The sequence below is a fragment of the Paenibacillus cisolokensis genome (genome assembly GCF_050481165.1).
GTDB classification, from domain to species: domain Bacteria; phylum Bacillota; class Bacilli; order Paenibacillales; family Paenibacillaceae; genus Paenibacillus_AH; species Paenibacillus_AH cisolokensis.
The window spans coordinates 47,189-73,009 of record NZ_JBCNFP010000017.1 but is presented as its reverse complement, the minus strand read 5'-3'; the positions used below and the strand labels follow the sequence as shown (position 1 = coordinate 73,009).

Sequence of the window (25,821 nt, the reverse complement as noted above, 5' to 3'; positions counted from 1 at the left end):
TCCATGGCAACGGCCAACGAAACGATCGAACGGCTGCTTCGTCACCGCTCCGTCCGCCGTTTTACGGACGAGCCGGTCGGCCGGGAGCGGCTTGAGCTGATCATCCGCAGCGCGCAGATGGCGTCCACTTCAAGCAACATGCAGGCTTACAGCGTCATTGCCGTGGACGATCCCGACAAACGGCGCCAAATCGCCGAATGGGCCGGCGGGCAGCGGCATGTCGAGCAGGCGCCCGTATTTCTCGTCTGGTGCGCCGACCTGTACCGCTTCGGCGAAGCGGTGCGCATGCACGGCGGATCGTTCGAACCGACGCTCGAATATTTTATCGTCAGCACGGTCGACGCCGCGCTTGCCGCCCAGAACGCCGCGGTTGCCGCCGAATCGCTCGGTCTCGGCATCGTCTATATCGGTGGCATCCGCAACCGGCTGTCCGACGTGGCGGAGCTGCTGCAGGTCCCGCCGCTCGTCTATCCGGTTTTCGGCATGTGCATCGGCGTTCCCGCGGACGACCCCGACATCCGTCCCCGCCTTCCGCTTGAGGCGGTGCTGCACCGGGAGGCTTACGACGCCGCGGGGCAGGAAGCGTATATTCGCCGGTATGACGAGACGTACAGGCAGTATGCGGCCGGGAGGAAGGGCGGCACGAAGCAAACGACCTGGTCGCGGGACATGGAGGCGCGTACGCGCTATCCGTCCAGACGTCATGGCGAAGTGCTGCGCCGGCAAGGGTTCCGGTTCGAGGAGTAGCATTTGACAAGGAGAGTTGAAGCATCATGGTATCGCTTGGTTTGATCGGAACGATTGTCGGGATCAATGTCGCATATGTGTCGATTTACACGCTCAGGCTCATTTTGACGATCAAAGGTCGGAAAGCGGCGGCCGCGCTCATGTCGGTCATCGAAGTGTTCATTTATTTGACCGGTTTGAATCTGGTTCTGCAAAATCTCGACAATCCGGTCAACATGATCGCGTATTGCATCGGTTTCGGGCTGGGCGTCTATTTGGGCAGCGTCATTGAAGAATATTTGGCGCTCGGCTATACGGTGGTGCAGGTCATCGTCGATTCGCTGCAGATGGAGCTGCCGAACGAGCTGCGCAAGCTCGGCTACGGCGTCACGTCCTGGGAAGCGCGGGGAAGGGACGGCGGCCGGCTCGTCATGCAGGTCCTGGTGAAGCGAAGCAACGAGCGGCGGATGATGGAGACGATCAACCGCATTTCGCCCAGGGCATTCGTCATCTCGCATGAGCCGAAGCATTTCAAGGGCGGGTTCTGGGTCAAGCTGACGAACCGGTAGATGTGGAGTTTCCGGGATTAAACAATTGACGGTAAAGCGCGGTACATTTAATAATAGAGTTGTATAAAGGGGATTTCGCGCCAAAAAACGTTGCGCGTCAACGCGTTATGGCTTTTATCCGTTAAAGCGGAAAGGTTGCGCAAATGCATATTTGACGTGTAGGAATTTCCCGGAAACGCCAAATTCGAGAGAGGGGATATCAGGTTGAAAAAGAAGCTTTGGTTGTCATTGGCGCTTGCCGCCACGATGGTCGTCGGCGCGGCTTGCGGCGCAACCGGGGACAAGGCTGGAGAAGGCGGTTCATCCAGCGGAGGCAGCGGCGGAGCCCAAGGAACCGGTGCCGGTCAGGAGCAGAAGACGTATACGATCTCCATTTCGCAATATTTGAGCCATCCGTCGCTCGACGCGACCCGCGACGGCTTTCTGGCTGCACTGAAAGACGGCGGCTTCGTCGAAGGGGAAAACCTCAAGATCGATGAAAACAACGCGCAGGACGATTCGACCAACAACCTGTCGATCGCGCAAAAAATTGCCGGCAGCAAGAGCGATCTCGTGCTGGCGATCGCGACGCCTTCCGCTCAAGCCGTCGTACAGAAGGTCAAAGACCGTCCGGTGCTGTTCGCCGCGGTGACCGACCCTGTCGATGCCAAAATTATCGGTTCGATGGACAAGCCGGGCGGCAACGTTACCGGCGCTGCGGATACCAATCCCGAGGCCACGATCCGGCTGATGGATTTTGTCGCGGAACATTTTCCGAACGTGAAAAAAATCGGCATTATTATCAACAAGGGCGAACCGAACGCGGTCGTCATGTCGAAAAACGCGAAGGAAGCGCTGGCCAAGCACGGTATCGAGCTGGTGGAGGCCGCCATTACCAATTCGTCCGAAGTGAAGCAGGCCGCCGAATCGCTTGTCGGCCGGGTGGACGCGTTCTTCATCACGCTGGACAACCGTGTCGTCAGCGCCGTCGATTCGATTATCCAGGTTGCCAACGCGAACGATATTCCGTTCTTCTCCAGCGACCGCGATACGGTCGAGAAAGGCGCTTTCGCCACGGTCGGCTTCAAATATTACGACCATGGCTACCAAGTCGGCGAGATGGCCGTCGATATTTTGAAAAACGGCGCGAATCCGGGCGACATGAAAGTTACCGTGCCGGAAAAGCTTGACCTGATTCTGAACCTGAAAGCGGCGCAGGAGCAAGGTATCGAAGTGACTGACGAAATGAAAGCCGGCGTGCAGGATCAGCAAAACAACATCATCGAGTAAACGGCAACAGAAGGGGTGGGCGGATACTCACGTCCCCCCTTTTTCTCGGTTCTGAAGGAGTGATGGTTTCGTGGTTCAAATTACCGGAGCGCTTGAGCTCGGGCTGCTGTATGCGTTAATGGCGCTCGGGGTTTATATAACGTTCCGCATTCTCGATTTTCCCGATTTGACGGTCGACGGCAGCTTCACGACGGGAGGGGCTATCGCCGCCGTCCTGATTACGAAGGACGTCTCGCCCTGGTTGGCGACGATCGCCGCGTTCGCCGGCGGCATGCTGGCGGGCGCCTGTACCGGACTGCTGCATACGAAAGGCAAGATCAACGGGCTTTTGTCCGGCATTCTAATGATGATCGCCCTTTATTCGATCAACACGCGCATCATGGGCGTGCCCAACATTTCGCTGATCGGCGTGGATACCGTGTTTTCCGGCATCTCCGTGCTCGTCATGATGCCTATCGTCGTCGTGCTGATCAAGCTGCTGCTGGACGGCTTTTTGCATACCGACTTGGGTCTTGCGCTGCGGGCGACCGGAGACAACGAGCGGATGATCCGCAGTCTCGGCGCCAATACCGATACGACGAAAATTATCGGCGTTTCGCTGTCCAACGGTCTCGTCGCGCTTTCCGGCGCGCTCATCGTCCAGCAGTCGGGCTTTGCGGATATTTCGATGGGGATCGGCATGATCGTGATCGGACTCGCTTCGGTCATTATCGGAGAGGCGATCACCGGAGCCCGCAAAGTGTTTTGGGTGACGCTTGCCGTCGTGATCGGTTCGATCGTTTACCGGCTCGTCGTCGCGCTGGCGCTGCGGGTCGAATGGCTGGAAGCGTATGACGTGAAGCTGATTACCGCCGTCATCGTTATTTTCGCGCTTGTATTCCCCTCGCTGCAGCGTTCGGTCAGCCAGAAAAAGACGGCACGCAAACGTTCGGCCCAGCTGCTGGGCGCGGGCGGGCAGCCGGGTGCGGGAGGGGAACGCTGATGCTGGAAATTTCGAACGTATCGAAGCTGTTCAATCCCGGAACGGTCGACGAGAAGATCGCCCTGGCCGGTATCCGCCTTCATCTGAACCCGGGCGATTTCGTCACCATTGTCGGCAGCAACGGAGCGGGCAAATCGACGCTGATGAATATGATTTCGGGCGTGCTGAAGCCGGATACGGGGGAAATCCGGATCGACGGGCGGAACATTACGGCGCTTCCGGAGTTCAAGCGGAGCAGCTGGATCGGCCGCGTCTTTCAGGACCCGATGGCCGGAACGGCGCCGCATATGACGATCGAGGAAAACCTGGCGATGGCTTACCGGCGCGGACAGAGCCGGGGTTTGCGCTTCGGCGTCAACCGGAAGAAGCGCGAGATGTTCCGCGATCAGCTTAGCCGTCTCGGCATCGGTCTCGAGAATCGTCTCGGCGCCAAGGTCGGCCTGTTGTCCGGCGGCGAGCGTCAGGCGCTCAGCCTGCTCATGGCGACGTTCACGAAGCCGCAAATTTTGCTTCTGGACGAGCATACGGCGGCGCTCGACCCGAACCGGGCCGAGCTGATTACGGCGCTTACCGACTCGATCGTCCGCGAAATGAAGCTGACGACGCTGATGGTGACGCACAACATGGAGCAGGCAATCCGTCTCGGCAACCGTCTCATTATGATGGACAAAGGCCGCATCATTCTCGATATCGAAGAAGAACAGAAGAAGCATCTGACCGTCGAGCGGCTGCTTGGCGAATTCGAACGGATCAGCGGCAGGAAGCTGGCGGACGACCGGGTCGTGCTGGGCTGACGCCGGCAATAGAGGTTATACGGCTTCGCCGGTTTGCGGCGAAGCCGTTTGTCGTATTTGCACATCCCGGAAATTTCCATTCGCTCTCTCGCTTGACACATTCGACGGTCCAAGGTAAGATCAAGACATAAATAGTTCGTTGCGAAAAATGGGAACGTTCCCAAAATTCGATGCAATGAAGCCGCGAGTCGATGAAGTCACACATCGATGGAGCCGCGAATCGATAAAACCACGCGCCGATGATGCCAATCGTCGATGATGCCCGCACCGGGCATGACGACGCCATGGCATGATCGCCGCATGCGGGAAAGCGCTGTATAGTGGCTGTTCTCGCACGCTTTTGCTGTAAGGATTAATGATTGCCGGACATTCCAAAGCAAATGGAGGCGATCGAAGATTGTTTTTCGCAATAAAATGGGAACGTTCCCGAAAAGTCGTGCCAGATGGCTTGCATAACTTGAAAGCGGTTCATTTTCCGCGAAAATGGGAACGTTCCCAAAATAGAATTCGCAAATTTTCCGAATCCGGAAATGATCGCGTTTTCGAGGGGAATTTGCGTATTTTATTACGGCGATACGCACCATTATTTTTGAAAAACGGGGGATGGCAATGGGGCCGACAATTCATGATGTAGCGCGACTTGCGGGCACATCCAAAAGTACGGTTTCGCGCTATTTGAACGGACAGAAGGTGAAGAAAGAGACACAGGAGGCGCTTGAGCGGGCGATCCGGGAGCTGAATTTTCACCGCAACGCCAATGCGCGCCGGCTGGTCATGAGCAAAACGAACACGATCGGCGTCATCGTCGACGATATTTCGAACATTTTCTATTCCGGCATCATCCGGGGCATCGAGCAGGTCGCCAAGCTGAAAGGATATAACTGTATTTTTCTCAGCTGGACTTCGAACTATAACAACGAAATTTCATTTCTGAACCTGTTGTACGAGGGCCAGGTCGACGGTCTTATCCTCGTCAGCTTCCGGAAACGCGAACCGGAAGATTTGATGAAGATTAAAGAGACGACTTATCCGGTCGCGATTATTGGCGATCACGGGGAGATGGACGGCCTGTTCTCGGTCGATGTCGACAATGCGGCCGGCGTCGCCGACATTGTCGCTTATTTGCACGGGCTTGGACACCGCCGGGTCGCGTACATCGCCGGTCCCGCGCATGCGGCCGCGAACAAGTACCGGCTGAAAGGCTACCGGCAGGCAATGGAGCGGCTCGGCATGACCTACAATCCGGACCTCGTCGTCGAATCGGACTGGAGCAACCAGGGCGGCTACGAGGCGATGAAGCGTCTTATGGCCGTCAGAGGCTTCACGGCCGTCATCGCCTCCAACGACGAGACGGCTATCGGCGCGCTGCGGGCGGCGCAGGAACAGGGATGGACGGTGCCGGAGGAGCTGTCGATCGTCGGTTTCGACGACATTACGATATCCGAATGGGTCTATCCGTCGCTGACGACGGTTCGCCAGCCGTTTCTGGAAATGGGAAAGCAGGCGGCCGAAGGCCTGTTCGACAAAATTGAAGGTACGAATCGGTTCAGTCCGGTGAGCCGTCTGCTGAAGCCGAAGCTGATCATCCGCGATTCCTGCGGGCAAATTGAAGCAAAGGATTGAATCCGATGAATACGAAAGTGAACAAATCGTATTACGGCTATTTCTTCATTGCGCCGTTCTTTGTCGGCTTTACCGTTTTCGGTCTGGTGCCGATTTTGTATACGCTCTACTTAAGCTTTATGAAATGGGACGGCTTCACCGATCCGGTGTACGTCGGGCTGGCCAACTACAGCCGGCTGCTGCAGGACAGCTTCTTCTACCAGACGATCGGCAACACGCTCATCATATGGATTTTGTCTATCGTGCCGCAGCTCATTCTGGCGCTGCTGCTTGCGCTCATCCTGAATGAGAAATTCGTGCGCGGCAAGCACTTTTTCCGGGCGGTCTACTTCTTCCCGCACATCGTGACGCCGGTAACGCTCGGGGTTATGTTCAGCCTCTTGTTCGACTGGCAGACAGGCAGCGTCAACAAGCTGCTGATGAGTGTCGGCATCCTTCAGGAGCCGTTCAACTGGTTCAACAGTCCGCTCTGGTCGCGGATCATTGTGGCGCTTGTCACGTGCTGGCAATATTTCGGCTTTAACATGATCGTTTTCATCGCCGGCCTGCAAGCTATCCCCGAAACGGTCTACGAGGCGGCGGAGGTGGACGGCGCGACGAGAACCCAGATCGCTCTCAAAATTACGCTGCCGCTGCTGCGGCCGGTATTTCTGTTTACGTTCATCACGTCGGTAATCGGCGGCCTGCAGCTGTTCGATTCGGCGCTCATGCTGGGGGCGGGCCCGGAAAACTCGACGCGGACGATGGTCATGTACCTGTATGAAACCGCCTTTAAAAACTTCGATTACAGCTACGGCTCTGCGGTCGCTTTCGGCATCTTTGCCGTCGTCATGTTCTTCACGGCGGTTACGGCCAGAGCGTCGAAACTGAAAGAATAGGAGGAGCGGCAGCCATGCAAGGAGCAACGAAACAACCGATCGCGGTCGTCATCATCCTTTACGCGTTTCTGATCGCGGTGGCCATTACGTGTTTATTGCCGTTTTACAGCATGTTCATTACGTCGACGCACGCCAATTCCGATATCGCCAGACGGCTGTTGCTGATTCCGGGCGACCAGTTCATGGCCAACTACGAACGGCTGATCGATACGGTCAATATTTGGCGGGGGTTCCTGAACACCGTATTCATCACGGTGACGGCGACGGCGATCAACCTGTATTTCGCGGCGCTCGGCGGCTACGGCTTCTCCAAGTACCAGTTCCGGTTCAAAGGGTTTTTGTTCCTGTTCGTGCTCGGCACGATGATGATTCCGGGGCAGCTTGGCATTATCGGCTTCTACAAGCTGATGGACGCGTTCCATATGCTGAACACGTACTGGCCGCTCATTTTGCCGTCGATTTATAACGCTTTCGGCATTTTCCTGATGAAGCAGTTCGCCGATTCGTCGGTTCCGACGGAAATTATCGAATCGGGCCGGATCGACGGCAGCGGAGAACTCGCCATCTTTCACCGCATCGTCCTGCCGCTGATGGGACCGGCTATGGCGACGCTCGGCATCTTCGCATTCATCGGCAAGTGGAACGACTTTCTGAACCCGATGATCATTTTGTTCGACAACGAGCTGCAAACGCTGCCGGTCATGATCGCAAGCGTAAAATCGCAATTTTCGTCCGACTTCGGCGCGCAGTACGTCGGCATCGTGATTTCCGTCGTGCCGATTCTCATCTTCTTCTCGTTCATGTCGAAACGGATTATCAGCGGCGTGGCGGCGGGAGCGGTGAAAGGCTGAAGCGGGCCGCGCGGAGGGAAATCTGATGGGAGGTGATGCCGGGGCACGGTTGTCGGCTGAAACGGTTTGGGATTCGTATCGGTGCTTTTACAAGGAAGGGTCGAAAGGATCAGACAAGTCTGAACAAACTTAAGGGGCGATCACGATGAACTTGAAGAAATGGTTTGTGGCAACGCTGGCCATCATGATGGTTGTGAGCCTTCTGGCCGCCTGCGGCGGCAAAAGCGGAGACGGCGCACAGGACAGCGCCGGCAATACAAACAGCGAAACATCAGGCGATACGTCCGGCGATACGTCCACCGCGCCGGGCGGGGAGACGGGCGAGCTCAAGGGCAACCTCGTCATCTGGACGTTCTTCGACCAGGTCAATGAAATGGCGAAAAAATTCGAGGAGAAACATCCGGGCGTCAAGGTGGAAGTGAAAATGTTTCCCGGCGACCAATATCAGACGAAGCTGCTGACGGCGCTGCAGTCCGGACGCGATGTGCCGGATATATTCGATCTGGAACGGGCGTATATCGGCAAATTTATCGACTCTCCGTTCGTAGCCGATTTGTCGGCGATGGGCGCGGACGAACTCGTTCAAAATTACATTCCGTACGTGAAGGAGCTTGGCGTTTCGGCAGACGGCAAAGTGCGGGCGATCTCCGATCACTCCTCTCCCGGCGGCTTCTGGTATATTCGGGAAAATGCGAAAAAGTATCTCGGTACCGACGATCCGGACGAAATCAGCGCGATGGTCGACAGCTGGGATAAAATTATCGAGCTTGGCCAAAAGGTGTACGCCGAAAGCGGCGGCAAAGTGCATCTGATCGCCAATGCGGGCGATGTGTTCGATATGGCCGCCTACAACGTCGAGCCGTGGGTGAAGGACGGCAAGCTGAACATCGATCCGAAATGGCAGGAATATTATGAGGTGCAAAAAGAAATCCGCAACAACAATGTCGACGCCAAACTGCCGTTCATGTCGGCCGGCTGGGGCAACGCCCTGAACGACGGCAGCGTCGTGCTCGTCTCGATGCCGGCATGGGCCGGGTTCATGGTCGACAACAAGGACGACAAAGCGGTCGGCAAATACGGCGTGGCGAAGACGCCGCTCGGTTTCTATGTCGGCGGCACGTATCGGGCCATTTACGAGAAATCCGAAAACAAGGAGCTTGCCTACGAATTTATCAAATATATCGCGAGCCCGGAATGGCAGGAATACAACCTGAACAAGACCGGCAATATGCCAGGCAATGCCGAAGTATACGAGAAAAACCTGGACACGTTCAAATCGCCGATGTTCGGCGACCAGAACATTCTGAAGCCATACTATGAAATGGTCAAAGCGATGCCGGGACTGAAAGCGGATAAATACGGCGAGGACATTTTGAGCAAATGGCGGAAAGTCGCCGGTGAAGGTATCACGAACAATACGCCGTACGAGGATGTCGTCGCCGCATTCAAAAAAGAAGTGAAAAACGCGTTCCCCGAGCTGCAGATCGACTGACAACGGATACTTTGACAAAAAAAGAGAGAGGGCGGCTGCTTCTCGCGCCAGAAGCAGTCGCGAATTTTTTCGAGTGGGAGGAGCAAACCGATGAGCAGCTTGCACGATTACATCGCATCGATCCGGATTATCGACGGACACGAGCATTTGGCCACACCGAAGCTGCGGCGCCAAGACAAGACCGGTCTGTTCGGCCTGCTGCATTATTTGGAATCCGATTTGATCGCCGCCGGGATGGAACGGAACGCGTTGAAGCGTCCGGGCATCGGCGAGGAGGAGAAAGCGGCGGTCTTTTTGAAATATTGGGAAAGAACGAAAAATACGACTTACGCGCGCATGTTCCGGACCGCGATGGAAGATTTGTACGGTATGAAGGACTGGAGCGTGAACGGGCTGCTCGAGCTGCACGGCAAGGTGCTGGAGGCATCGGCCGACCCGGAGAAGCTGTACCGCCGCGTGCTGGTGGAAAAATCGGGCATCGATGTCGCCTTTACGCTCATTTATACGACGGATATGGGAACGCCGCTATTGCGGCCGGTCATGTTTATGGATTTTACGTACCATTTGCGAAAACGGAGCGATATCGCCGCCGTCGAGCGGGAAGCGGGAATTGCGGTTCATACGCTGCGCCGTTACGTGGACGCCGTGGACGCGGTATTTGACCGGTATGTCCGCGAAGGGATGGTCGCCACCAAGCTCGGACACGCCTATTGGCGCACGCTCGCCTGCGGCAAGCCCGACGAAGCCGAGGCGGAACGGGTGTTCAACCGGCTGATGCGCGACAGCCTGAACGAAGGCGTGTCGCAGCCCGAGGCTCAGCCGCTGCAGGACTATTTGATCCATCATGTCATCCGCCGTTCCGTCGAGGCCGGCATGCCGATTCAAATTCATACCGGCCATCATGAGACGAGCGTATCGGGCAACGGCAATACGATTACGAATTCGCGGGTGACGGACCTGCTGCCGCTGCTGCATGAATATGCCGAAGCGAAGTTTGTGCTGCTTCATGCCGGGTACCCGTATATGGATGAATATATGAGCGTCGCCAAAAATTTTCCGAACGTCTATGCGGATATGACATGGCTGTACATTATTTCGCCTACCGTGGCCAAGCGGGCGCTGCATCAGCTGTTCGAGATGGTGCCGCAGACGAAGCTGCAGGCGTTCGGCGGCGATTACAATTATGTGGAAGGAACGTACGCCCATCAGAAGCTGGCGCGCAAGCTTGTCGGCGAAGTGCTCGCGGAGAAGGTCGCGGACGGGGCGCTCGACGAAGCGGAAGCTGCGGAGCTGGCGGAGCGGATATTCCGCCGCAATCTGATCGAGCTGTACGGCTTGCGCGAGGAAACGGGATGCCAATGACGCGGATGAGCGAGGGGGGAGTATGATGGAGTGGCGTACGATCGCGCGTGCGGAGGGGGCGAAGGAAGGCGCCGAGCTGCGGCTGTTCCCGGAAGGAGGAGCTTCCGGATCGTATGCGCTTCGCGTCCCGTCGTTGCTGGCCGCGGAGAAAGAAGGCGGCGCGCGGGAGACTGTGGCGATAGACGGCGTAGAAGGCATGCCGGGCGGTTTCCGCGCGAAGGGCGCATCGGCATCGTTTGGGGCGGAGCAGGAGTGGCGCTTCGTCCGGGACGGCTGCGCGTACGCGGAAGTCACGATGCGGATCGCCTACACCGGCGGCGAACCGGCGGCGTACAGCTTGCGGTTCGCGGCGGAGCTGATCGGGCCCGGCCGGCCGTACTGGATGATTCCCGGCGCGTTCTACAAGGAGAATCGCTTCGAGCATAACGCCCGCCAATACCCGCGTTACGATTACAGGGGCGGGGATGCGCAGCGGATGGTGTCGGATTATTGGTCGTTCCGGGCCGACCGCGCCGCGCTGCCGGCGGTGTTCGCCTGGAACGACGGCATATGCGGCGCGATCGCGGTCGACGAGACGTCGCCGCTCGGCCTGAACGGCCTCGGGTTCCGCGGCAACGAATCGGGCACGACGATCTGGGTCGACTTCCCGTACCGCGAGGAGCCCGTAACGTTCGTCGGCGAGCCGGTTCCCGCACCTGCCGACGTGAAGGTTTACCGTTTCGCGCCGGGCGAGACGGTGTCGATCCGCTTCCGGGTATACGCGGCGCACGGCGATCCGCACGCTTACGATCCGTTCGTGCGGCAGCTGTACAAGCTGCATTGCGCCGAGCACGAGCTGCGGCCGTGGATGGGGCTGGAGGAAGCGGCGGAACTGACCGCCCACGGTCTTTACACGTGGCATTATCGGCCGGAGGAAGCGTTGCTGTACGAGACGGCGGCGTTCGACCGGGAACTGAACAACAATGTCCGGCAGTTGGGCGACCGGCCTCATATGCATGTAGGCTGGGTAAGCGGCGCGCCGTATGCGGGCGCGTTGCTCCGCTACGGACGTGAGCGCGGCCGCGGCGATTATGTGCAGGCAGGTACGGCCGTACTGGACAAGATCGCTTCCGGGATTGCCCCGTGCGGCGCCTTCTGGGCTTCGTGGATCCAGGGCAAAGGCTGGACTTGCGGCTGGAATCCGAAGCCGACCTGGCTGCAGGCGCGGACGCTGGCGGAGGCGACGCTGTTCATGATCCGGGCGCTGGCCGATGAGCGGAAGCGGGGCTGCGACCATCCGGACTGGGAGCGCGCGGCGCTGTCCAATTTGCGCTTTGCGGTGAAGGTTCAGCGGGAAGACGGCTGCTTCGGCTCCTACTATCACTGCGAAACCGGCGAGGTGGAGGAATGGGACGGCGCAGGCGGCATTCTCTGGATCGCCGCGCTGCTGGAAGGCGCCGTCTGCTTCGGGGAAGCGGCGTTCCGGGAGGCGGCCGTCCGCGCCGGGCGCTACTATGCGAAGTTTGTGCGCGACGAATGGATTTACGGCGCGCCGGAAGACGTCCATCTGACGCCGACGTCCGAGGACGGTTACAACGCCGTCGTCGCGTACGTGCTGTTGTACGAAGCGGACGGGCGGGACGAATGGCTGCGGCTCGCGCGCAGCGCGGCCGACTGGACGATGACGTTCCGCTGGACGTACAATTTGCAGTTTCCGCGCCATTCGCTGCTCGCGCAGTACGACTTTCGTTCGCGCGGCGCGGACCAGGCGTCGCCGTCGAACCAGCATCTGCACAATTACGGGCTGTTCTGCGTGCCGGAGATGCTGCGGCTGTGGACGTATACCGGCGACGACTATTATTTGGACCGGACGCGGGACCATATCGCGTGCTTCCTGCAATTTATCGCCAGGGAAGACGGCGATTTCAACGCTTACAAAGGGATGGTGACGGAACGGTTTTACAATACGAACTGTTTCCAGCCCAAAGGGATGATGCTGACGCTGTCCCATGCCTGGTGCGTCGGGCTTGTGCTGTACGCCGCCCAGGAAGCGGCGGCTTACGCCGATGCGCTCAAGATCGACGAATGGTTGTAACGGCTTGCAACGGCTTGCGCCGGAAAAGACTTATCCGGCGACCCGCAACAGTTGGAAAGGGGAGAGAAGCGATGATGCTGGCCGGCATCGATATCGGCACGACCTCGATATGCTGCACGATAGGAGATCCCGCGACCGGCAGGGAGATCGTCACGTTGCGCTCGGCCAACGATGCGTCCATCCCGTCCGACCGGCCGTGGGAGCGGCTGCAGGACCCGGAGCGCATCGTCGCCGAAGCGATGCGGCTGCTTGCGGCGTGCACGGAACGGTTGAAAGGCGGGGGCGTTGCCTTGTCCGCCATCGGCATATCATGCCAAATGCACGGCATCGTCTACACGGACCGCAGCGGAATGGCATGCAGTCCGCTCTATACGTGGCAGGACGGACGGGCGGCGCTTGCGGCCGATAGCGGCGGCGGGGCGACATACGCCGAGCGGCTGGCGGAGGCGTCCGGCTATACGGTCGCGCCGGGCTACGGCCTGGCGACGCATTACGTCAACGTCCTGCGCGGCGAGGTGCCGCCGGATGCCGTATCGCTCTGTACGATCGGCGATTATTTGGCGATGCGGCTGTGCGGTCTTGCCGCCCCGCTGACCGATCCGTCGAACGCCGCCGGTCTCGGCCTGTTCGCGCTGGAGCGGCTCGACTTCGACCGCCAGGCGATGCGCCGGGCGGGCCTGGATGACGCGCTGCTGCCGCGGGTGGCGGGCGAACGGCAGGCGGTCGTCGGCCGGACGCCGGAAGGAACGCCGGTCGTCTGCGCCATCGGCGACAACCAGGCGAGCTTTCTCGGCGCCGTTCCCGCGCTTGGCGGAACGCTGCTCGTCAACGTCGGCACGGGAGCGCAATTGTCCGCGTATGCGGAGAGGCCGCAGGCGAATGCGCCGCTCGAAGCGCGGCCGTTCCCCGGCGGCGGATATTTGCTCGTCGGCGCGTCGCTTGGCGGCGGCAAGAGCTACGCGCTGCTGGAACGGTTTTTCCGCGGCGTATGCGCCGCCTTCTGCAGCGGGCCGGAGGCGGAAGCCGGGAGCCGGTCCGCAGGGGAAGAGGCGGAGGAGGGACGATTGTACGAGCGGATGAACCGGCTTGCCGGGGAAGCATTGGAGCGGGAAGCCGCAGACGGGCCGCCGGGGGGACGGCTTGCCGTCGGCACGCAGTTTTTCGGGACGAGGCTGCATCCCGATAAAACCGGATATATCGCGGGGCTGACCGAGCATAACTTCAATCCCGGCGACTTGACGCTCGGCGTGCTGCGGGGCATCCTCGACGAGCTGGCGCGTTTCGTCTCCCTTCTGCCGAAGCCGGTGCGCGAAGGCATTGCCGTCGTCGCCGGATCGGGCAACGGCTTGCGCCGGAATCCGGTTCTGCGGCGGCTTGCGGAGCAGCGCTTCGGCATGCCGCTTCATTTTGCCGCGGCGGCCGAAGAAGCGGCGTGGGGAGCGGCGATCTACGCCGGCGTCGGGGCGGGATTGTTCCGCAGCGCGGAGGAGGCGCTATCGACGATGCAAAGGAGCGAAAACGGATGAAACGAAAGCTTGCCATTATCCATACGACGCCGGTGACGGTCGAGCCGCTCAAGACGCTTGCGCTGGAGCTGATGCCGGATCTGGAGCTGTTCAATCTGGTGGACGATTCGATATTGCCGGAGCTGATCGGCAACGGCGGCCGGATCGAAGCGGTTGAAGAACGGTGGCGGCAGTACGCGCTTATCGCCGAGAAGCAGGGGGCGGACTGCATACTGAACGCCTGCTCGTCGATCGGCGGGCTCGTCGCCCGCGTTCAGCCGGACGTCGGCGTGCCGATCGTCCGCATTGACGAAGCGATGGCCGAAGAAGCGGTCCGCCCGGGCGGCGTAATCGGCGTGGCGGCGACGCTCGAGACGACGCTGAAGCCGACGGCCGATCTGCTGCGGCAGCAGGCGGAGCGGATCGGCGTTACGCCGTCGATCCGGCCGATGCTTGTCGCTTCCGCTTACCGCAAGCTGGCGGCAGGCGACCGCGACGGGCACGACGAGGACCTTGCCGCCGCGCTGCGGGAGCTGGCCGCTGTGACAGACCGGGTCGTGCTGGCGCAGGCGTCGATGGCCCGCGTGCTGGAACGGCTTGCGCCGGAGGAACGCGGACGGTTTCTGACAAGTCCGCGCCTCGGAATGGAAGCGGTCAAGCGCAAGCTGTACGGAGAGCGCGGCGAATAACCGGCGCTCCGAGAAGCGAAGGCGCGCCGGACGTACGGCGCGATCAAGAGAGAAAGGGAGAGGGAAGAGATGGCCGTACGAAAACCCGATAATGTCGTGACATTAAAACAGGCGCTGGTCGTGGCGGAAGCGAATCGTTACGCGACCGGTTCGTTCTCGCCGCGCTACACGCCGATGATTGCGGCGGTGCTGGAGGCCGGCCAGCGGACGGCTTCGCCGCTTATCGTGCAAATTTCCCACAAGGAGCTGATTCGTTACGGCATCACGCCGGGCGAATTCGCCGAAACGTTCTACCGCGAAATCCGCGACCGCCGCATTACGGTGCCGGTCGTGCTTCATCTCGACCATACGAAGGAACTCGGGACGATTCGCGACGCGATCGCCGCAGGCTTTACGTCGGTCATGATCGACGCGTCGGAGAAGCCGTTCGCGGAGAACGTGGCGATCAGCCGCGAAGCGGCCGAATACGCCCATGCGCACGGCGTATCCGTGGAAGCCGAGCTCGGCATGATCGGCACGACGGATTTCGTGGAGACCGACAAGGACGAGGAGCTGTTCACCGATCCGCGGGAGGCGGCGGAGTTCGTCCGCCTGACCGGCGTCGATGCGCTTGCCGTCTCCTGCGGCACCGCGCACGGCGTCTATCTGGTGAAGCGCCCGCGCATCGATTACGAACGGCTTGCCGCCATTCGCGCGCTGACGCCGGTTCATCTCGTCCTGCACGGCGGTTCGGGCGTCCCGGAGGAGATGATGCGCAAGGCGTTCGAGCTGCCCGGCGGCGGCGTCAGCAAGGTGAATATCGCCACCGATCTGGAGCTGGCGCTGCTCGGCGCGCTCGGCCGCGAAGAGCGGATGACGAATGCGGAATGCAAGGCGCTGGACCCGGCTTCGCTCGAAGCCGGACGGGCTGCGGTCGCGCGGACGGTCGAAGAGAAGATAACCCGTTTCGTATGCAGCGCGGGCAAGGCGGCTTGCTTCGCGCAGGGTCAAGCGTGAGAAGGAGGAGAGTGCGGGTATATGAAGGACAAAAAGCTGTATATGATCGGCAACGCCCATCTGGACCCTGTCTGGCTGTGGCAATGGCAGGAAGGCTTTCAGGAGGCGAAGGCAACGTTCCGCTCCGCGCTGGACCGGATGAAGGAATCGGAAGACTTCATCTTCACCTCCAGCTCGGCGGCGATGTACGAATGGATTGAAAACAACGACCCGGCCATGTTCGAGGAAATCCGCCAGCGCGTGCGGGAAGGCCGGTGGCATATCGTCGGCGGCTGGTGGATTCAGCCGGACTGCAACATTCCCGGCGGCGAATCGTTCGTGCGTCAAGGGCTGTACGGCCAGCGGTATTTCAAGGAAAAGCTCGGCGTCACCGCCAAGGTCGGATACAACGTCGACAGCTTCGGGCACCACGGCATGCTGCCGCAAATCTTGAAAAAAAGCGGCATGGATTATTACGTTTTCATGCGTCCGATGCCGAACGAGAAGGGACTGCCGGGACGGCTGTTCTGGTGGGAATCCGACGACGGCTCGCGGGTGCTCGCCTTCCGCATCCTGTTCGAGTATCTGTCCTGGGGGAAGGAGCTGGACGATCATGTCCGGCGGACGTTCGGCGAGTTTCGCGAGCCGCTGAACGATCTGATGCTGTTCTATGGGGTCGGCAATCACGGCGGCGGACCGACGAAAGAAAATATCGCAAGCATCTACCGTCTGAACGGCGATCCGGACATGCCGCAGCTTGTGTTCGCCACTCCCGACCGCTATTTTCGCGACATGGAACAGAAGGGCATCGACTTCCCGGTCGTTCATGACGATCTGCAGCATCATGCGAGCGGCTGCTATGCGGCCCACTCCGGCGTCAAGCAGTGGAACCGGATGGCGGAAAACCGGCTCATCGCCGCCGAGAAATTTTCCGCGCTGGCCAGCTGGCTGACCGGGCAGCCGTATCCGCAGGAGTTCGACCGCGCGTGGAAAAACGTGCTGTTCAACCAGTTTCACGATATTTTGGCCGGCACGAGCCTGGAGCCTGCGTACCAGGACGCGCAATATTTGTACGGGGAAGCGATGGCGATCGCCGACCGTTCGCTCAATTACGCCGTCCAGTCGCTGTCGTGGAGCATCGGCATCGAGCAGGACGAGCGGATGAAGCCGATCGTCGTTTTCAATCCGCATGCCTGGAACAGCCGCGTCAACGTCGAGCTGGAGGTCGGCGGCATCCGGCCGGAGACGTCGCTCGTTGACAACGAAGGCCGTCCCGTTCCGTTCCAGACGGTGCAGTCGCTGGCGGCCGCGAACGGCAGATACCGGCTCAGCTTTATGGCCGATCTGCCGCCGCTCGGCTATCGGGTTTACAAGCTGATAACCGGCGCTAGCGCAGCCCGGCCGGCCGGCGAGCCGATCAAGGCGGGCGACACCTATATGGAAAACGGGCGGTACCGGCTTGAATTCGATCCCGACACCGGCTGGATCCGCAGTCTGCGCGACAAGAAGCTGGACCACGAGGTGTTCAAGGGACCGGCCGCGCGCCCCGATGTGATCGAGGATCGGTCGGATACGTGGAGCCACGACGTGCGCTATTTCGACAAGGTGCTGGATACGTTCAAGGCGGTCAGCGTGCGCCGCATCGAGCACGGTCCGGTCAAATCGGTGATCCGGGTCGTCAGCGAATACGGCCGTTCACGTCTCATCCAGGATTTCGCGATGTATCCGGACCGCGATCAGATCGACGTGCGGGTGACGGTCGACTGGCGGGAGACGTTCAAAATGCTCAAGCTCGTGTTTCCGGTCAACGTCATCTTCAGCAAGCAGACGTACGAAATTCCGTACGGCACGATCGAGCGTGAGCATAACGGCGAAGAGGAACCGGGACAAAGCTGGGTCGATATGACCGGAATTATACAGTCGAGCAACAAAGTATACGGGCTTAGCCTGATGAACGACGCGAAATACAGCTACAGCATCCGCAACCGCGAGCTGGCGCTGACGGTGCTGCGCAGCCCGATCTACGCGCATCACGTGCCGTATGAGCCGGACCCGGACGGCGAATATTCCTATATCGATCAGGGCATCCAGCGGTTCTCCTATTCGCTGCTGCCGCACGAAGGATCGTGGGAGCGGGCCGGCACGGTGCGGCGCGCCGCCGAGCTGAACTGCGGACCGATCGCCGTCATCGAGACTTATCATGAAGGACCGTTGCCGCAGGCTGATTCGTACCTGTCGGTCGATTGCGACAACATCGTCGTCAGCGCGGTCAAACGGGCCGAGGACAACGATGACCTGATTATCCGCTGCTACGAGACGGAACGGAGAGCGACGACGGCGGAGATTCGGCTGCCGAAGTGGAACCGGACGATTCGGGCGGCGTTCGGGCCTTGCGAGATCAAGACGTTCCGCGTTCCCCGGGACGAGCGCGCGCCGGTGCGCGAAACCAATCTGCTGGAATGGGACGAGGAGGAGACGGAATGAGCGCGATCCTGGCGCGGCTGATGGAAAAGTATCCCGATCTGGGCGGCTGCGAAGGCCAGATCGCGGAGGCGTTTGAGGCGCTGCGCCGCACGTTCGCGGGGGGCGGCAAGCTGCTGCTCGCCGGCAACGGCGGCAGCGCCGCCGACTGCGAGCATGTCGTGGGCGAACTGATGAAAGGGTTTATGTCGAAGCGGCCGGTGCCGGCGGAAATGCGGGACAAACTGGCGATGTATGGAGAGGCGGAAGCGGATTACCTGGCAGGTCATCTGCAGGGAGCGCTGCCCGCCATCTCGCTCGTCAGCCAGTCGGCGCTGTCGACGGCGTTCATTAACGATGTGGCGGCGGACATGGTATTCGCCCAGCAAGTGTACGGCTACGGCCGGCCTGGGGACGCACTGCTCGTATTCAGCACTTCGGGCAATTCGCTCAACGTTGTCCGCGCGGTGCAGGTCGCCAAGGCAGTCGGGCTGACGACGATCGCGATGACGGGAGAAAGCGGCGGAAGGCTCAAGGAGCTGTGCGATATCGCGATCCGGGTGCCCTATACGTCGACGCCCGACATTCAGGAGCGGCATCTGCCCATCTATCACGCGCTATGCATGATGCTGGAGGAGGCGTTTTTCGGATGACGGCGGTGCTCGGCGGATTGGATATCGGCGGCACGAAATGCGCCGCCGTGATCGGGACGGAAACGGACGGCGGAATCGAAATCGCGGACAAGATCGCATTCCCGACGCCGTCCGGTCCGGAAGCCGCGATAACAAGACTGTGCCGCGAGCTGGAGGAGCTGCTGGCGAGGCACGGCCATCCGCCGCTTGCCGCCGTCGGCATCAGCTGCGGCGGGCCGCTGGACAGCCGGTCCGGGCTCGTCCTGTCGCCGCCCAATCTGCCCGGATGGGACCGCTTCAACGTCGTGGCGCCCGTCCGGGAACGGTTCGGCGTTCCGGTCGGCCTGCAGAACGACGCCAACGCGTGCGCGCTGGCGGAATGGAAGTGGGGGGCGGGCAGAGGAACGCAAAACATGATCTTCCTCACGTTCGGGACCGGCATGGGAGCGGGCCTCATCTTGAACGGGCGGCTGTATGCGGGCGCGAACGACATGGCCGGGGAAGTCGGGCATATGCGGCTTGCCGAGGACGGACCGGAAGGCTACGGCAAGGCCGGCTCGTTCGAAGGGTTTTGCAGCGGCGGCGGGATAGCCAGACTGGCCGCGGCCATGACCGTCGAATGGCTGGCCGCCGGGAAGCGGACGCTGCTTGCCGCGGACCGCGGCGCCGTCGCCGGCATTACGGCGAAGGCGGTCGGCGAAGCGGCGCAGGCCGGCGACGAGCTGGCGCTTGCGGTCATGCGTACGGTCGGACGGCAGCTCGGCCGCGGCCTGGCCGTGCTGGTCGACGTGCTCAATCCGGAGCGGATCGTCATCGGCAGCATTTATGCGCGGCAGCGGGAGCTGCTGGAGCCTGTCGTGATGGAGGAGCTGCGGCGCGAAGCGCTGGCCGTCTCGCTGCAGGCTTGCGAGATCGTTCCTGCCGGTCTCGGCGAGCAGGTCGGCGACGCGGCGAGCCTGTCCGTCGCGCGGCTGGCGCTGGAGGGGCGGCAGAAGGAGAGAACGGGCGGGGCTGACAGCGGCTGACTGCCGAAGCCGCCCGCCCGCTCACGCCCCTCTGTGCGGGACTGGAGCGGCGGATGACGCGCGGGGTGCTCGTACGGGACGATACATGAGGGATGACGCGCTTGAGTGACGTACGGGATGGTGCAGGAGAGATGACGCGCCGAGTGACGTGCGGGATGGTGCAGGAGAGATAACGCGCCGAGTGATGTGCGGGAAGACACAAGAGGGATGACGCGCGTGGTGGACGTGCGGGATAACATGAGGGATTGCGTACGGAATGACGTGCGGAATGACGTATGGGGTAAAGAAGCACTGGCGCGAAGAGCTTTTGGAGAGGAGAAAAAGCGCATGCTGGAATGGAAAGAATCGGCGTTATGGGATGGCGCGCATGAGGTGCTGGGCGAATTTGATCTGAGCGTCAGGCTGGACGGCGAAACGGAGAAACGGCTTGAGCCGGTCGGGCGGACGGCCGGACGCGGATCGGACCGGCTCGGCGGCTATATCGAGACGGCGGTCGCGTACCGCGACGCGGATGATACCGTGTCCGTACGGCTGACGGTCCGCGGCTACCGGGACACGGCGCTCGCCTTCGCTGCGGCGGAGACGCGCAACGAGAACGGCCACGGAGCGCAGCGGACGTTCGCGCCGAAGGACGCGCTCGTCGTCCGGGCGAAGCAGCCGCGCCAGCCGCTGCGCCTCATGGCCAATTACCAGCATAAGGACTGGTGGACGAGGCCTTGGTTCGGCTCGTCGTTCGCCGGCTTGCCGGAGCGGACGCAATCGCTGCTCTGGAAGGATGGCACAGGCTATCGCCATCTGCTGCCGGTTACGGGACCGACGATGAAAACCGAGCTCGGCGGCGGAGAAGCCGCAAGCGGTCTTGCCGGCGGCGCCGGCGGGGAGAGCGCCGCATCGCTGGCGATTCGGGTTTCATCCCATATCGGAGGACTCGACCGCTTCGATACGCTGCTGTTCGCCCTGAGCGTCGCGGACGAGCCCTATACCCTGCCCGGGCGGAACGCCGAAGCGGCGCTGGACGCGCTCGGCCGGCCGGCGCTGCCGCGAAGCCGGAGGACGTATCCGGAGCTGCTCGATTACCTCGGATGGTGCAGTTGGGATGCGTTTTATCATCAGGTCAGCGAGGAAGGGCTGCTGGAAAAGGCGGCGGAATTCAGGGCGCTCGGTTTGCCGGTCCGTTGGGTCATGATCGACGACGGATGGTCGGAGGTGCGGGATGGCAAGCTGGCGTCGTTCGGCGCCGACGGGCAAAAATTTCCGCGAGGGCTCGGACACGCCATAGAAGCGCTCAAGGAACGGTTCGGCATCCGGTGGGTCGGCGTCTGGCATACGATCGCCGGCTATTGGTCGGGAATCGATCCCGAGAGCGGCATCGCCCGCCGGCTTGGCGGCAGCCTGTACACGACCGCAAGCGGCAAAATGATTCCGTACCCGGAGGCGGGACGGGGGTTCGGTTTCTGGCACGCCTGGCATGGCGAGCTGCGCCGTCAAGGGGTCGACTTCGTCAAAGTCGACAGCCAGAGCGCGGTGACCAATTTTTTGAAATACGAACGGTCCGTCGGCGAAGCTTCCGCCGCTGCGCATGAGGCGCTCGAGGCGTCAGTCGCGCTCCATTTCGGGGGGACGATGATCAACTGCATGGGGATGGCTTCGGAAAATGTGTGGCATCGGCCATTATCGGCCGTCTCCCGCAGCAGCGACGATTTCGTGCCGCAGGAGAAGCGCGGATTTCCCGAGCATGCGCTGCAGAACGGCTACAATTCGTATTATCACGGCGCGTTCTACTGGGGCGACTGGGACATGTTCTGGACGATGAACCACGACGATCTGCAAAACGCCGTACTCCGGGCGGTGAGCGGCGGTCCGGTCTACTTCAGCGATGCGCCCGGGCGCACGAATCCGGAGCTTCTGCGTCCGCTCGTCTACCGGGACGGGCGCATCGTCCGCTGCGACCGTCCGGCGAATCCGACCGAGGATTGCCTGCTGCGCGATCCGACCGCAGAGCCGCTGCCCCTCAAGCTGTGGAATACGGCAGGCGGATCGGGTATCGTCGCATCGTTCCATATATGGGACGGGCAGTCCGCCGTTGAGGGCGGCATCGGCCCGGCCGACGTCCCGGGGCTTGCGGCGGAGACGGGAAAGTATGTGCTGTACGACGTGCTTGGCCGCGGTTTTCGGATCGCCGCGGCGGAGGAGAGGGCGCCGCTGCGTCTGGAGGCAGGGGCGTGCGCCATTCACCAGCTGACGCCGGTGCGGCCGGGCGGCGCCACCCCGATCGGGCTGGCGGACAAATTCGTCCCCGCTCACGCGATCGTCGGCGTCCGGGAATGGGAGAGATCCCTGTTCGTTACGCTGCGGGAGGGCGGGGAACTGCTGCTGGTCTGCGACGATGCGCCGGAACGGGCGGCGGCGAACGGCGTTCCCGCCGCCGTCGCCGCGAAAGGGGACGGGCTGTACGCCGTCGACTGCGGCGCCTGCGAAGGCGAAGTGACGGTTGAAATCGTCAAGGGCGGCGCGTGATGACAGCGCGTCTGTTGCGACAGACAAGCAAGGAGGGGCCTGACGATGACCATTCGAATTCCGGCAGGTGATGTGCCGGTCATTGCCGAGGCGGACGTCGCCGTCATCGGCGCCTCGTTCGCCGGCATCGCCTGTGCGTTGGCGCTGGCCGAATGCGACCGTTCGGTCGCCGTTATCGAGCCGCGGACTTATCCGGGCCGGGAGCTGACGGCGACGCTCCGGCCCTGGCTCGGGACCGCCGAGGCGGACGAGCCTGCGCTGGTCCGGACCGTAAGGGAAAGAGCCGGCTTCGGTCGTGGCGGTGCGGCCACGGGAGCGATGAACGTGCCGGACGCGGCGAACGTTTCGCGTATGAAAGACGCGGCGAACGCGCCGGCGAACCGGACGGCGGATGCGCCGCTTGCTTCCGGCGGCGAGACGCCGCTCCATCCGGATCGGCTGAAGCTGTGTCTGGAAGACGCGCTGGAAGCGGCCGGTATCGATTGGCTCTATGCTTCCATGCCGATCGATATCGTTCTTGACGGCGGCTGCATCGCCGGCGTCGTCATCGCCAACAAGGCGGGGCGGCAGGTCGTCCGCTGCGCCGCGGTTGCCGACGCGACCGAGACAAGGCTCGCCGCCCGGCTGTGCGGCTGGCCGGGTGCTGCGCCTGCGGCGGCCGCCACCGCGCTGTACCGGCGCACGCTCGAATGGACGGGCGTCGGCGCCGTGCCTTTCGGCCTGCTGCCGGTGCCGGAGCGTCTTTCGCTTGCGGGCGGGGCTATCCGGCTGCGGCCCGGTTGCCGCGGCGCCGGTCACGTCTACGCGGAGCTGGCGCTTGTGCTGCCCGCGGCCTGCAGCCTTGAGGCCGACCGCTTTCGCGAGAGCGAGGCCAGGCACAGGAGCGTGCGGCTCGCCGAATATTTGGCGAACGAGGTGCCGGCATTCGGTCGCGCGGTCTGGAGCGCTTCCTCGCATGAGCTGTACGGCCCGCTGCCATTGTCCGGAACGGCCGCCGACCTGTTTGCCGCCGCGCCGTACGCCATGCCCGATATGCCGTCCGGCGGTATCCCCGACCTCCCGGAAGGGCTTCACCTTCTGTCCGGTTCCGGGGATCGCGCGGGCTGTCTGCCGCTGGACGCTGCCGAAGCTGCGCGCGCCGGCGAGCGGCTCGCCCGGTCGATCCTCGCCGAAACGTCCGGGACGATCCGGCAATCGGCCTGGCCGTCGCATCCGTCCGTCGCATCCGCCGCATTCGCTGCGTCGCTTTCCGCTGCCGCTGCCGCGTCGGCCGAAGTCCGCATTCCGCCCGGCACGCATGACCGTCCGGCTCGAACCGTCCGTCTCCCGGAGACGGCGCTGCCGGTCGCCCGGCGGGCGTCCGTGCTTGTGGCCGGCGGCGGCTCCAGCGGGGCCAGCGCTTCCATTACCGCCGCGCGGGAAGGAATGGATACGGTGCTGATCGATCTCAATCCGGGGCTCGGCGGCACCGGGACGTACGGCGGCGTGGACAGCTACTGGTTCGGCCGCCGGACCGGCTTCGCCGCCACTATTCACGACGCAGTCAAGAAGGTGCAGCAGGCGATCCGCTACAAAGGACATAAATGGAATATTGAAGCGAAAGCCTACGCGCTGCTGAATGAAGCGGAACGGGCAGGCGTCGAGACGGTGCTGGGCGCGGTCACCTTCGGCGCCGTCACGGCGGGCGACCGGGTTTGCGGAGCGGCGGCGGCCACCCGGTGGGGGCCACTCGCCGTAACGGCGGATGCGGTTATCGACGCGACGGGGGACGGCGATCTGGCGGCGTTCGCCGGGGCGCCGTTCGTCTACGGCTCCGAGCGGGACCATACGGTTATGTGGTATTCGCTGGCCCAGATTGCGGAGCCGGCGAAAATCCGGAACAATTTTACGAGCATGGTCAACGTTTCGGATATTCGGGATTATACGCGGGCGATTCGGGCGGGCCGCCGGCGCGGTCCGGATTGCCACGATCACGGCATCTACGTGGCGCCGCGCGAGAGCCGTCACGTGCTCGGCGATGTCGTCATGCGGCTGACCGACCAGCTGCTGCAGCGGCGGTGGCCGGACATCGTCAACATCCATTTCAGCAACCACGATGTCAAAGGCGTAAGCGGAGCGGACTGGATCAACATCGGGCTCATTCCGCCGAACCTCGAAATCGAGGTGCCGTACCGGATCATGCTGCCGCAAGGACTGGAAGGGCTGCTGGTCGCAGGCAAAGCGGTTTCGGCAACGCATGACGCGCTGCCGGCGATCCGAATGCAGGCCGATCTGGAAAATCTCGGCGCCGTTGCGGCGCTTGCCGCCGCAATGGCGGTCCGCGAAGGAACGACGCCGCGCGCCATTGACGTCGCCAGCTTGCAGCGCCGTCTCGTCTCGGAAGGGTTGCTTCCGGAGGAGACGCTGACGCGGACGCTGGCCCCGGTAACGTACAGCGACGCGGAGCTGGAGCGGCTGGCGGATTCGATTGAAGCGGACCGTCCGCTGTACGATTATGCCAACATGCGAATGAACGAAGTGTACCGGGGTCGGATTCCGTTCGTCGAAATCTGCTCTGTCGGCCCCCGCATCGTGCCGGTTCTGGAGCGGCAGCTGGAACGGTCGGAAGGGACGAAGCGGCTGCGGACGGCACAGGCGCTGGCGATGCTGGAATCGCCGGCGGCCGTGCCCGTTCTCGTGGAAGCGATTGTGCGGGAACTGGAAGGGCGGGACGAACTGCCGGTTCGTGAGGCGGACATGCTGTATGTTCAGCTGCCGCCGGACCACGGTGCCATGCCGGATGCCGCTTATCTGCTTTATTCGCTCGCCCAGACGCGCGACGAGCGGGCGATCCCCGTCTGGGAGCGCGTCGTCGATTTGATGAAAGCCGAAGAAGACGATTTCAGGGATATGCGGAAAGGCTTGTTCTATTACGTCGACGCAGTGTGCCAAGGGGCCGAAAGGCTCGGATCGCCGGCGGCCGTCCCGGTTCTGCGGCGGCTGCACGCTTTTCCCGCCCTGCGCGGCCAGCAATGCAAGCGCGGCGTGCAGGCGGATTACTTCCCCGAGCGGCGTGCCATGCTGGAGCTGGCGATCGGCAGGGCGCTTGCCCGCTGCGCATGTCCGGACGGCTATGCGGTGCTTATCGACTATTTGGAAGATGTACGCTCGCTGCTTGCCGGGCAGGCTCTGCTGGAGCTGCGCAGGCTGAGCGGAAAATCGTTCGGCGCGGAGCCTGAACGGTGGAGGAGCTGGCTGCGGGAGCGCCGTGCCGATCTGCTTCCGCAGCCGATGACGCTGAAGCTCGACCGCGAGGAGAACGCGGAAGCCTTGCCGCGCTAGAGGCGGCTCGCCGCGAAGATGTGCAGGCGGCCAGCGGCAGCGCGACGCTTTCGCATCGCCGCTGCCTGCCCGCTTAG

19 protein-coding genes are annotated in these 25,821 nt (G+C 62.0%); all 19 read left to right on the top strand.

Features of this window, described 5'->3' with window-relative positions:
• Nucleotides 1-3 precede the first annotated feature (3 nt).
• Nucleotides 4-747 carry an oxygen-insensitive NADPH nitroreductase gene (gene nfsA / locus ABEV74_RS03145; RefSeq protein WP_430143381.1) on the top strand — a complete coding sequence of 248 codons (744 nt, stop codon included), beginning with the start codon at nucleotides 4-6 and terminating at the stop codon, nucleotides 745-747.
• Between the two features lie 26 nt (nucleotides 748-773).
• Complete coding sequence (locus tag ABEV74_RS03140; protein ID WP_062492062.1) at nucleotides 774-1,295, top strand: DUF2179 domain-containing protein; 522 nt, start codon at nucleotides 774-776, stop codon at nucleotides 1,293-1,295.
• Between the two features lie 204 nt (nucleotides 1,296-1,499).
• Nucleotides 1,500-2,564 carry an ABC transporter substrate-binding protein gene (locus tag ABEV74_RS03135; RefSeq protein WP_430143379.1) on the top strand — a complete coding sequence of 355 codons (1,065 nt, stop codon included), beginning with the start codon at nucleotides 1,500-1,502 and terminating at the stop codon, nucleotides 2,562-2,564.
• A gap of 70 nt (nucleotides 2,565-2,634) precedes the next feature.
• Complete coding sequence (locus tag ABEV74_RS03130) at nucleotides 2,635-3,546, top strand: ABC transporter permease (protein ID WP_430143377.1); 912 nt, start codon at nucleotides 2,635-2,637, stop codon at nucleotides 3,544-3,546.
• The gene (locus ABEV74_RS03125; RefSeq protein ID WP_062492064.1) at nucleotides 3,546-4,340 is read left to right on the top strand and encodes an ABC transporter ATP-binding protein; all 795 of its coding nucleotides are present in this window, start codon (nucleotides 3,546-3,548) and stop codon (nucleotides 4,338-4,340) included. Before ABEV74_RS03130 ends, ABEV74_RS03125 begins: the two co-directional genes overlap by 1 nt.
• Nucleotides 4,341-4,949: 609 nt before the next feature.
• On the top strand, nucleotides 4,950-5,963 hold the full coding sequence (locus ABEV74_RS03120; protein ID WP_160327779.1) for a LacI family DNA-binding transcriptional regulator: 1,014 nt from the start codon (nucleotides 4,950-4,952) through the stop codon (nucleotides 5,961-5,963).
• A gap of 5 nt (nucleotides 5,964-5,968) precedes the next feature.
• Nucleotides 5,969-6,841, top strand: coding sequence for a carbohydrate ABC transporter permease (locus tag ABEV74_RS03115; RefSeq protein ID WP_213530355.1), 873 nt, complete (start codon nucleotides 5,969-5,971; stop codon nucleotides 6,839-6,841).
• Nucleotides 6,842-6,855: 14 nt separating this feature from the next.
• Entirely contained in the window at nucleotides 6,856-7,692 is an 837-nt protein-coding gene (locus ABEV74_RS03110; RefSeq protein ID WP_062492070.1) for a carbohydrate ABC transporter permease, read from the top strand.
• A 145-nt stretch (nucleotides 7,693-7,837) separates the two neighbouring features.
• A complete protein-coding gene (locus ABEV74_RS03105; protein WP_430143374.1) occupies nucleotides 7,838-9,184 on the top strand; it encodes an ABC transporter substrate-binding protein in 1,347 nt (448 codons plus the stop codon).
• Between the two features lie 90 nt (nucleotides 9,185-9,274).
• Complete coding sequence (locus ABEV74_RS03100) at nucleotides 9,275-10,546, top strand: amidohydrolase family protein (protein WP_062492074.1); 1,272 nt, start codon at nucleotides 9,275-9,277, stop codon at nucleotides 10,544-10,546.
• Between the two features lie 22 nt (nucleotides 10,547-10,568).
• Complete coding sequence (locus ABEV74_RS03095; RefSeq protein WP_430143372.1) at nucleotides 10,569-12,620, top strand: YyaL domain-containing protein; 2,052 nt, start codon at nucleotides 10,569-10,571, stop codon at nucleotides 12,618-12,620.
• Between the two features lie 71 nt (nucleotides 12,621-12,691).
• A complete protein-coding gene (locus ABEV74_RS03090; protein ID WP_430143370.1) occupies nucleotides 12,692-14,146 on the top strand; it encodes a sedoheptulokinase in 1,455 nt (484 codons plus the stop codon).
• Complete coding sequence (locus ABEV74_RS03085) at nucleotides 14,143-14,814, top strand: aspartate/glutamate racemase family protein (RefSeq protein WP_062492080.1); 672 nt, start codon at nucleotides 14,143-14,145, stop codon at nucleotides 14,812-14,814. The genes ABEV74_RS03090 and ABEV74_RS03085 overlap by 4 nt, the downstream gene beginning before the upstream one ends.
• 69 nt (nucleotides 14,815-14,883) lie before the next feature.
• The gene (locus ABEV74_RS03080) at nucleotides 14,884-15,810 is read left to right on the top strand and encodes a class II fructose-bisphosphate aldolase (protein ID WP_430143368.1); all 927 of its coding nucleotides are present in this window, start codon (nucleotides 14,884-14,886) and stop codon (nucleotides 15,808-15,810) included.
• Nucleotides 15,811-15,831: 21 nt separating this feature from the next.
• A complete protein-coding gene (locus ABEV74_RS03075) occupies nucleotides 15,832-18,273 on the top strand; it encodes an alpha-mannosidase (protein ID WP_430143366.1) in 2,442 nt (813 codons plus the stop codon).
• The gene (locus ABEV74_RS03070; RefSeq protein WP_430143364.1) at nucleotides 18,270-18,902 is read left to right on the top strand and encodes a D-sedoheptulose-7-phosphate isomerase; all 633 of its coding nucleotides are present in this window, start codon (nucleotides 18,270-18,272) and stop codon (nucleotides 18,900-18,902) included. Before ABEV74_RS03075 ends, ABEV74_RS03070 begins: the two co-directional genes overlap by 4 nt.
• Nucleotides 18,899-19,906 (top strand): ROK family protein, encoded by a 1,008-nt coding sequence (locus ABEV74_RS03065; RefSeq protein ID WP_430143363.1) that lies wholly within the window; start codon nucleotides 18,899-18,901, stop codon nucleotides 19,904-19,906. The genes ABEV74_RS03070 and ABEV74_RS03065 overlap by 4 nt, the downstream gene beginning before the upstream one ends.
• A gap of 327 nt (nucleotides 19,907-20,233) precedes the next feature.
• Nucleotides 20,234-22,423 (top strand): Sip1-related alpha-galactosidase, encoded by a 2,190-nt coding sequence (locus ABEV74_RS03060; protein WP_430143361.1) that lies wholly within the window; start codon nucleotides 20,234-20,236, stop codon nucleotides 22,421-22,423.
• Between the two features lie 45 nt (nucleotides 22,424-22,468).
• Complete coding sequence (locus ABEV74_RS03055) at nucleotides 22,469-25,744, top strand: FAD-dependent oxidoreductase (RefSeq protein WP_430143359.1); 3,276 nt, start codon at nucleotides 22,469-22,471, stop codon at nucleotides 25,742-25,744.
• Nucleotides 25,745-25,821: the final 77 nt, after the last annotated feature.

Excerpts from the sequence above, each read along its gene's own strand:
- nfsA (WP_430143381.1), top strand. The coding sequence starts at position 4 with ATGGCAACGGCCAACGAAACGATCGAACGGCTGCTTCGTCACCGCTCC.
- ABEV74_RS03140 (WP_062492062.1), top strand. The coding sequence starts at position 774 with ATGGTATCGCTTGGTTTGATCGGAACGATTGTCGGGATCAATGTCGCA.
- ABEV74_RS03125 (WP_062492064.1), top strand. The coding sequence starts at position 3,546 with ATGCTGGAAATTTCGAACGTATCGAAGCTGTTCAATCCCGGAACGGTC.
- ABEV74_RS03120 (WP_160327779.1), top strand. The coding sequence starts at position 4,950 with ATGGGGCCGACAATTCATGATGTAGCGCGACTTGCGGGCACATCCAAA.
- ABEV74_RS03115 (WP_213530355.1), top strand. The coding sequence starts at position 5,969 with ATGAATACGAAAGTGAACAAATCGTATTACGGCTATTTCTTCATTGCG.
- ABEV74_RS03110 (WP_062492070.1), top strand. The coding sequence starts at position 6,856 with ATGCAAGGAGCAACGAAACAACCGATCGCGGTCGTCATCATCCTTTAC.
- ABEV74_RS03105 (WP_430143374.1), top strand. The coding sequence starts at position 7,838 with ATGAACTTGAAGAAATGGTTTGTGGCAACGCTGGCCATCATGATGGTT.
- ABEV74_RS03100 (WP_062492074.1), top strand. The coding sequence starts at position 9,275 with ATGAGCAGCTTGCACGATTACATCGCATCGATCCGGATTATCGACGGA.
- ABEV74_RS03095 (WP_430143372.1), top strand. The coding sequence starts at position 10,569 with ATGATGGAGTGGCGTACGATCGCGCGTGCGGAGGGGGCGAAGGAAGGC.
- ABEV74_RS03090 (WP_430143370.1), top strand. The coding sequence starts at position 12,692 with ATGATGCTGGCCGGCATCGATATCGGCACGACCTCGATATGCTGCACG.
- ABEV74_RS03085 (WP_062492080.1), top strand. The coding sequence starts at position 14,143 with ATGAAACGAAAGCTTGCCATTATCCATACGACGCCGGTGACGGTCGAG.
- ABEV74_RS03080 (WP_430143368.1), top strand. The coding sequence starts at position 14,884 with ATGGCCGTACGAAAACCCGATAATGTCGTGACATTAAAACAGGCGCTG.
- ABEV74_RS03075 (WP_430143366.1), top strand. The coding sequence starts at position 15,832 with ATGAAGGACAAAAAGCTGTATATGATCGGCAACGCCCATCTGGACCCT.
- ABEV74_RS03070 (WP_430143364.1), top strand. The coding sequence starts at position 18,270 with ATGAGCGCGATCCTGGCGCGGCTGATGGAAAAGTATCCCGATCTGGGC.
- ABEV74_RS03065 (WP_430143363.1), top strand. The coding sequence starts at position 18,899 with ATGACGGCGGTGCTCGGCGGATTGGATATCGGCGGCACGAAATGCGCC.
- ABEV74_RS03060 (WP_430143361.1), top strand. The coding sequence starts at position 20,234 with ATGCTGGAATGGAAAGAATCGGCGTTATGGGATGGCGCGCATGAGGTG.
- ABEV74_RS03055 (WP_430143359.1), top strand. The coding sequence starts at position 22,469 with ATGACCATTCGAATTCCGGCAGGTGATGTGCCGGTCATTGCCGAGGCG.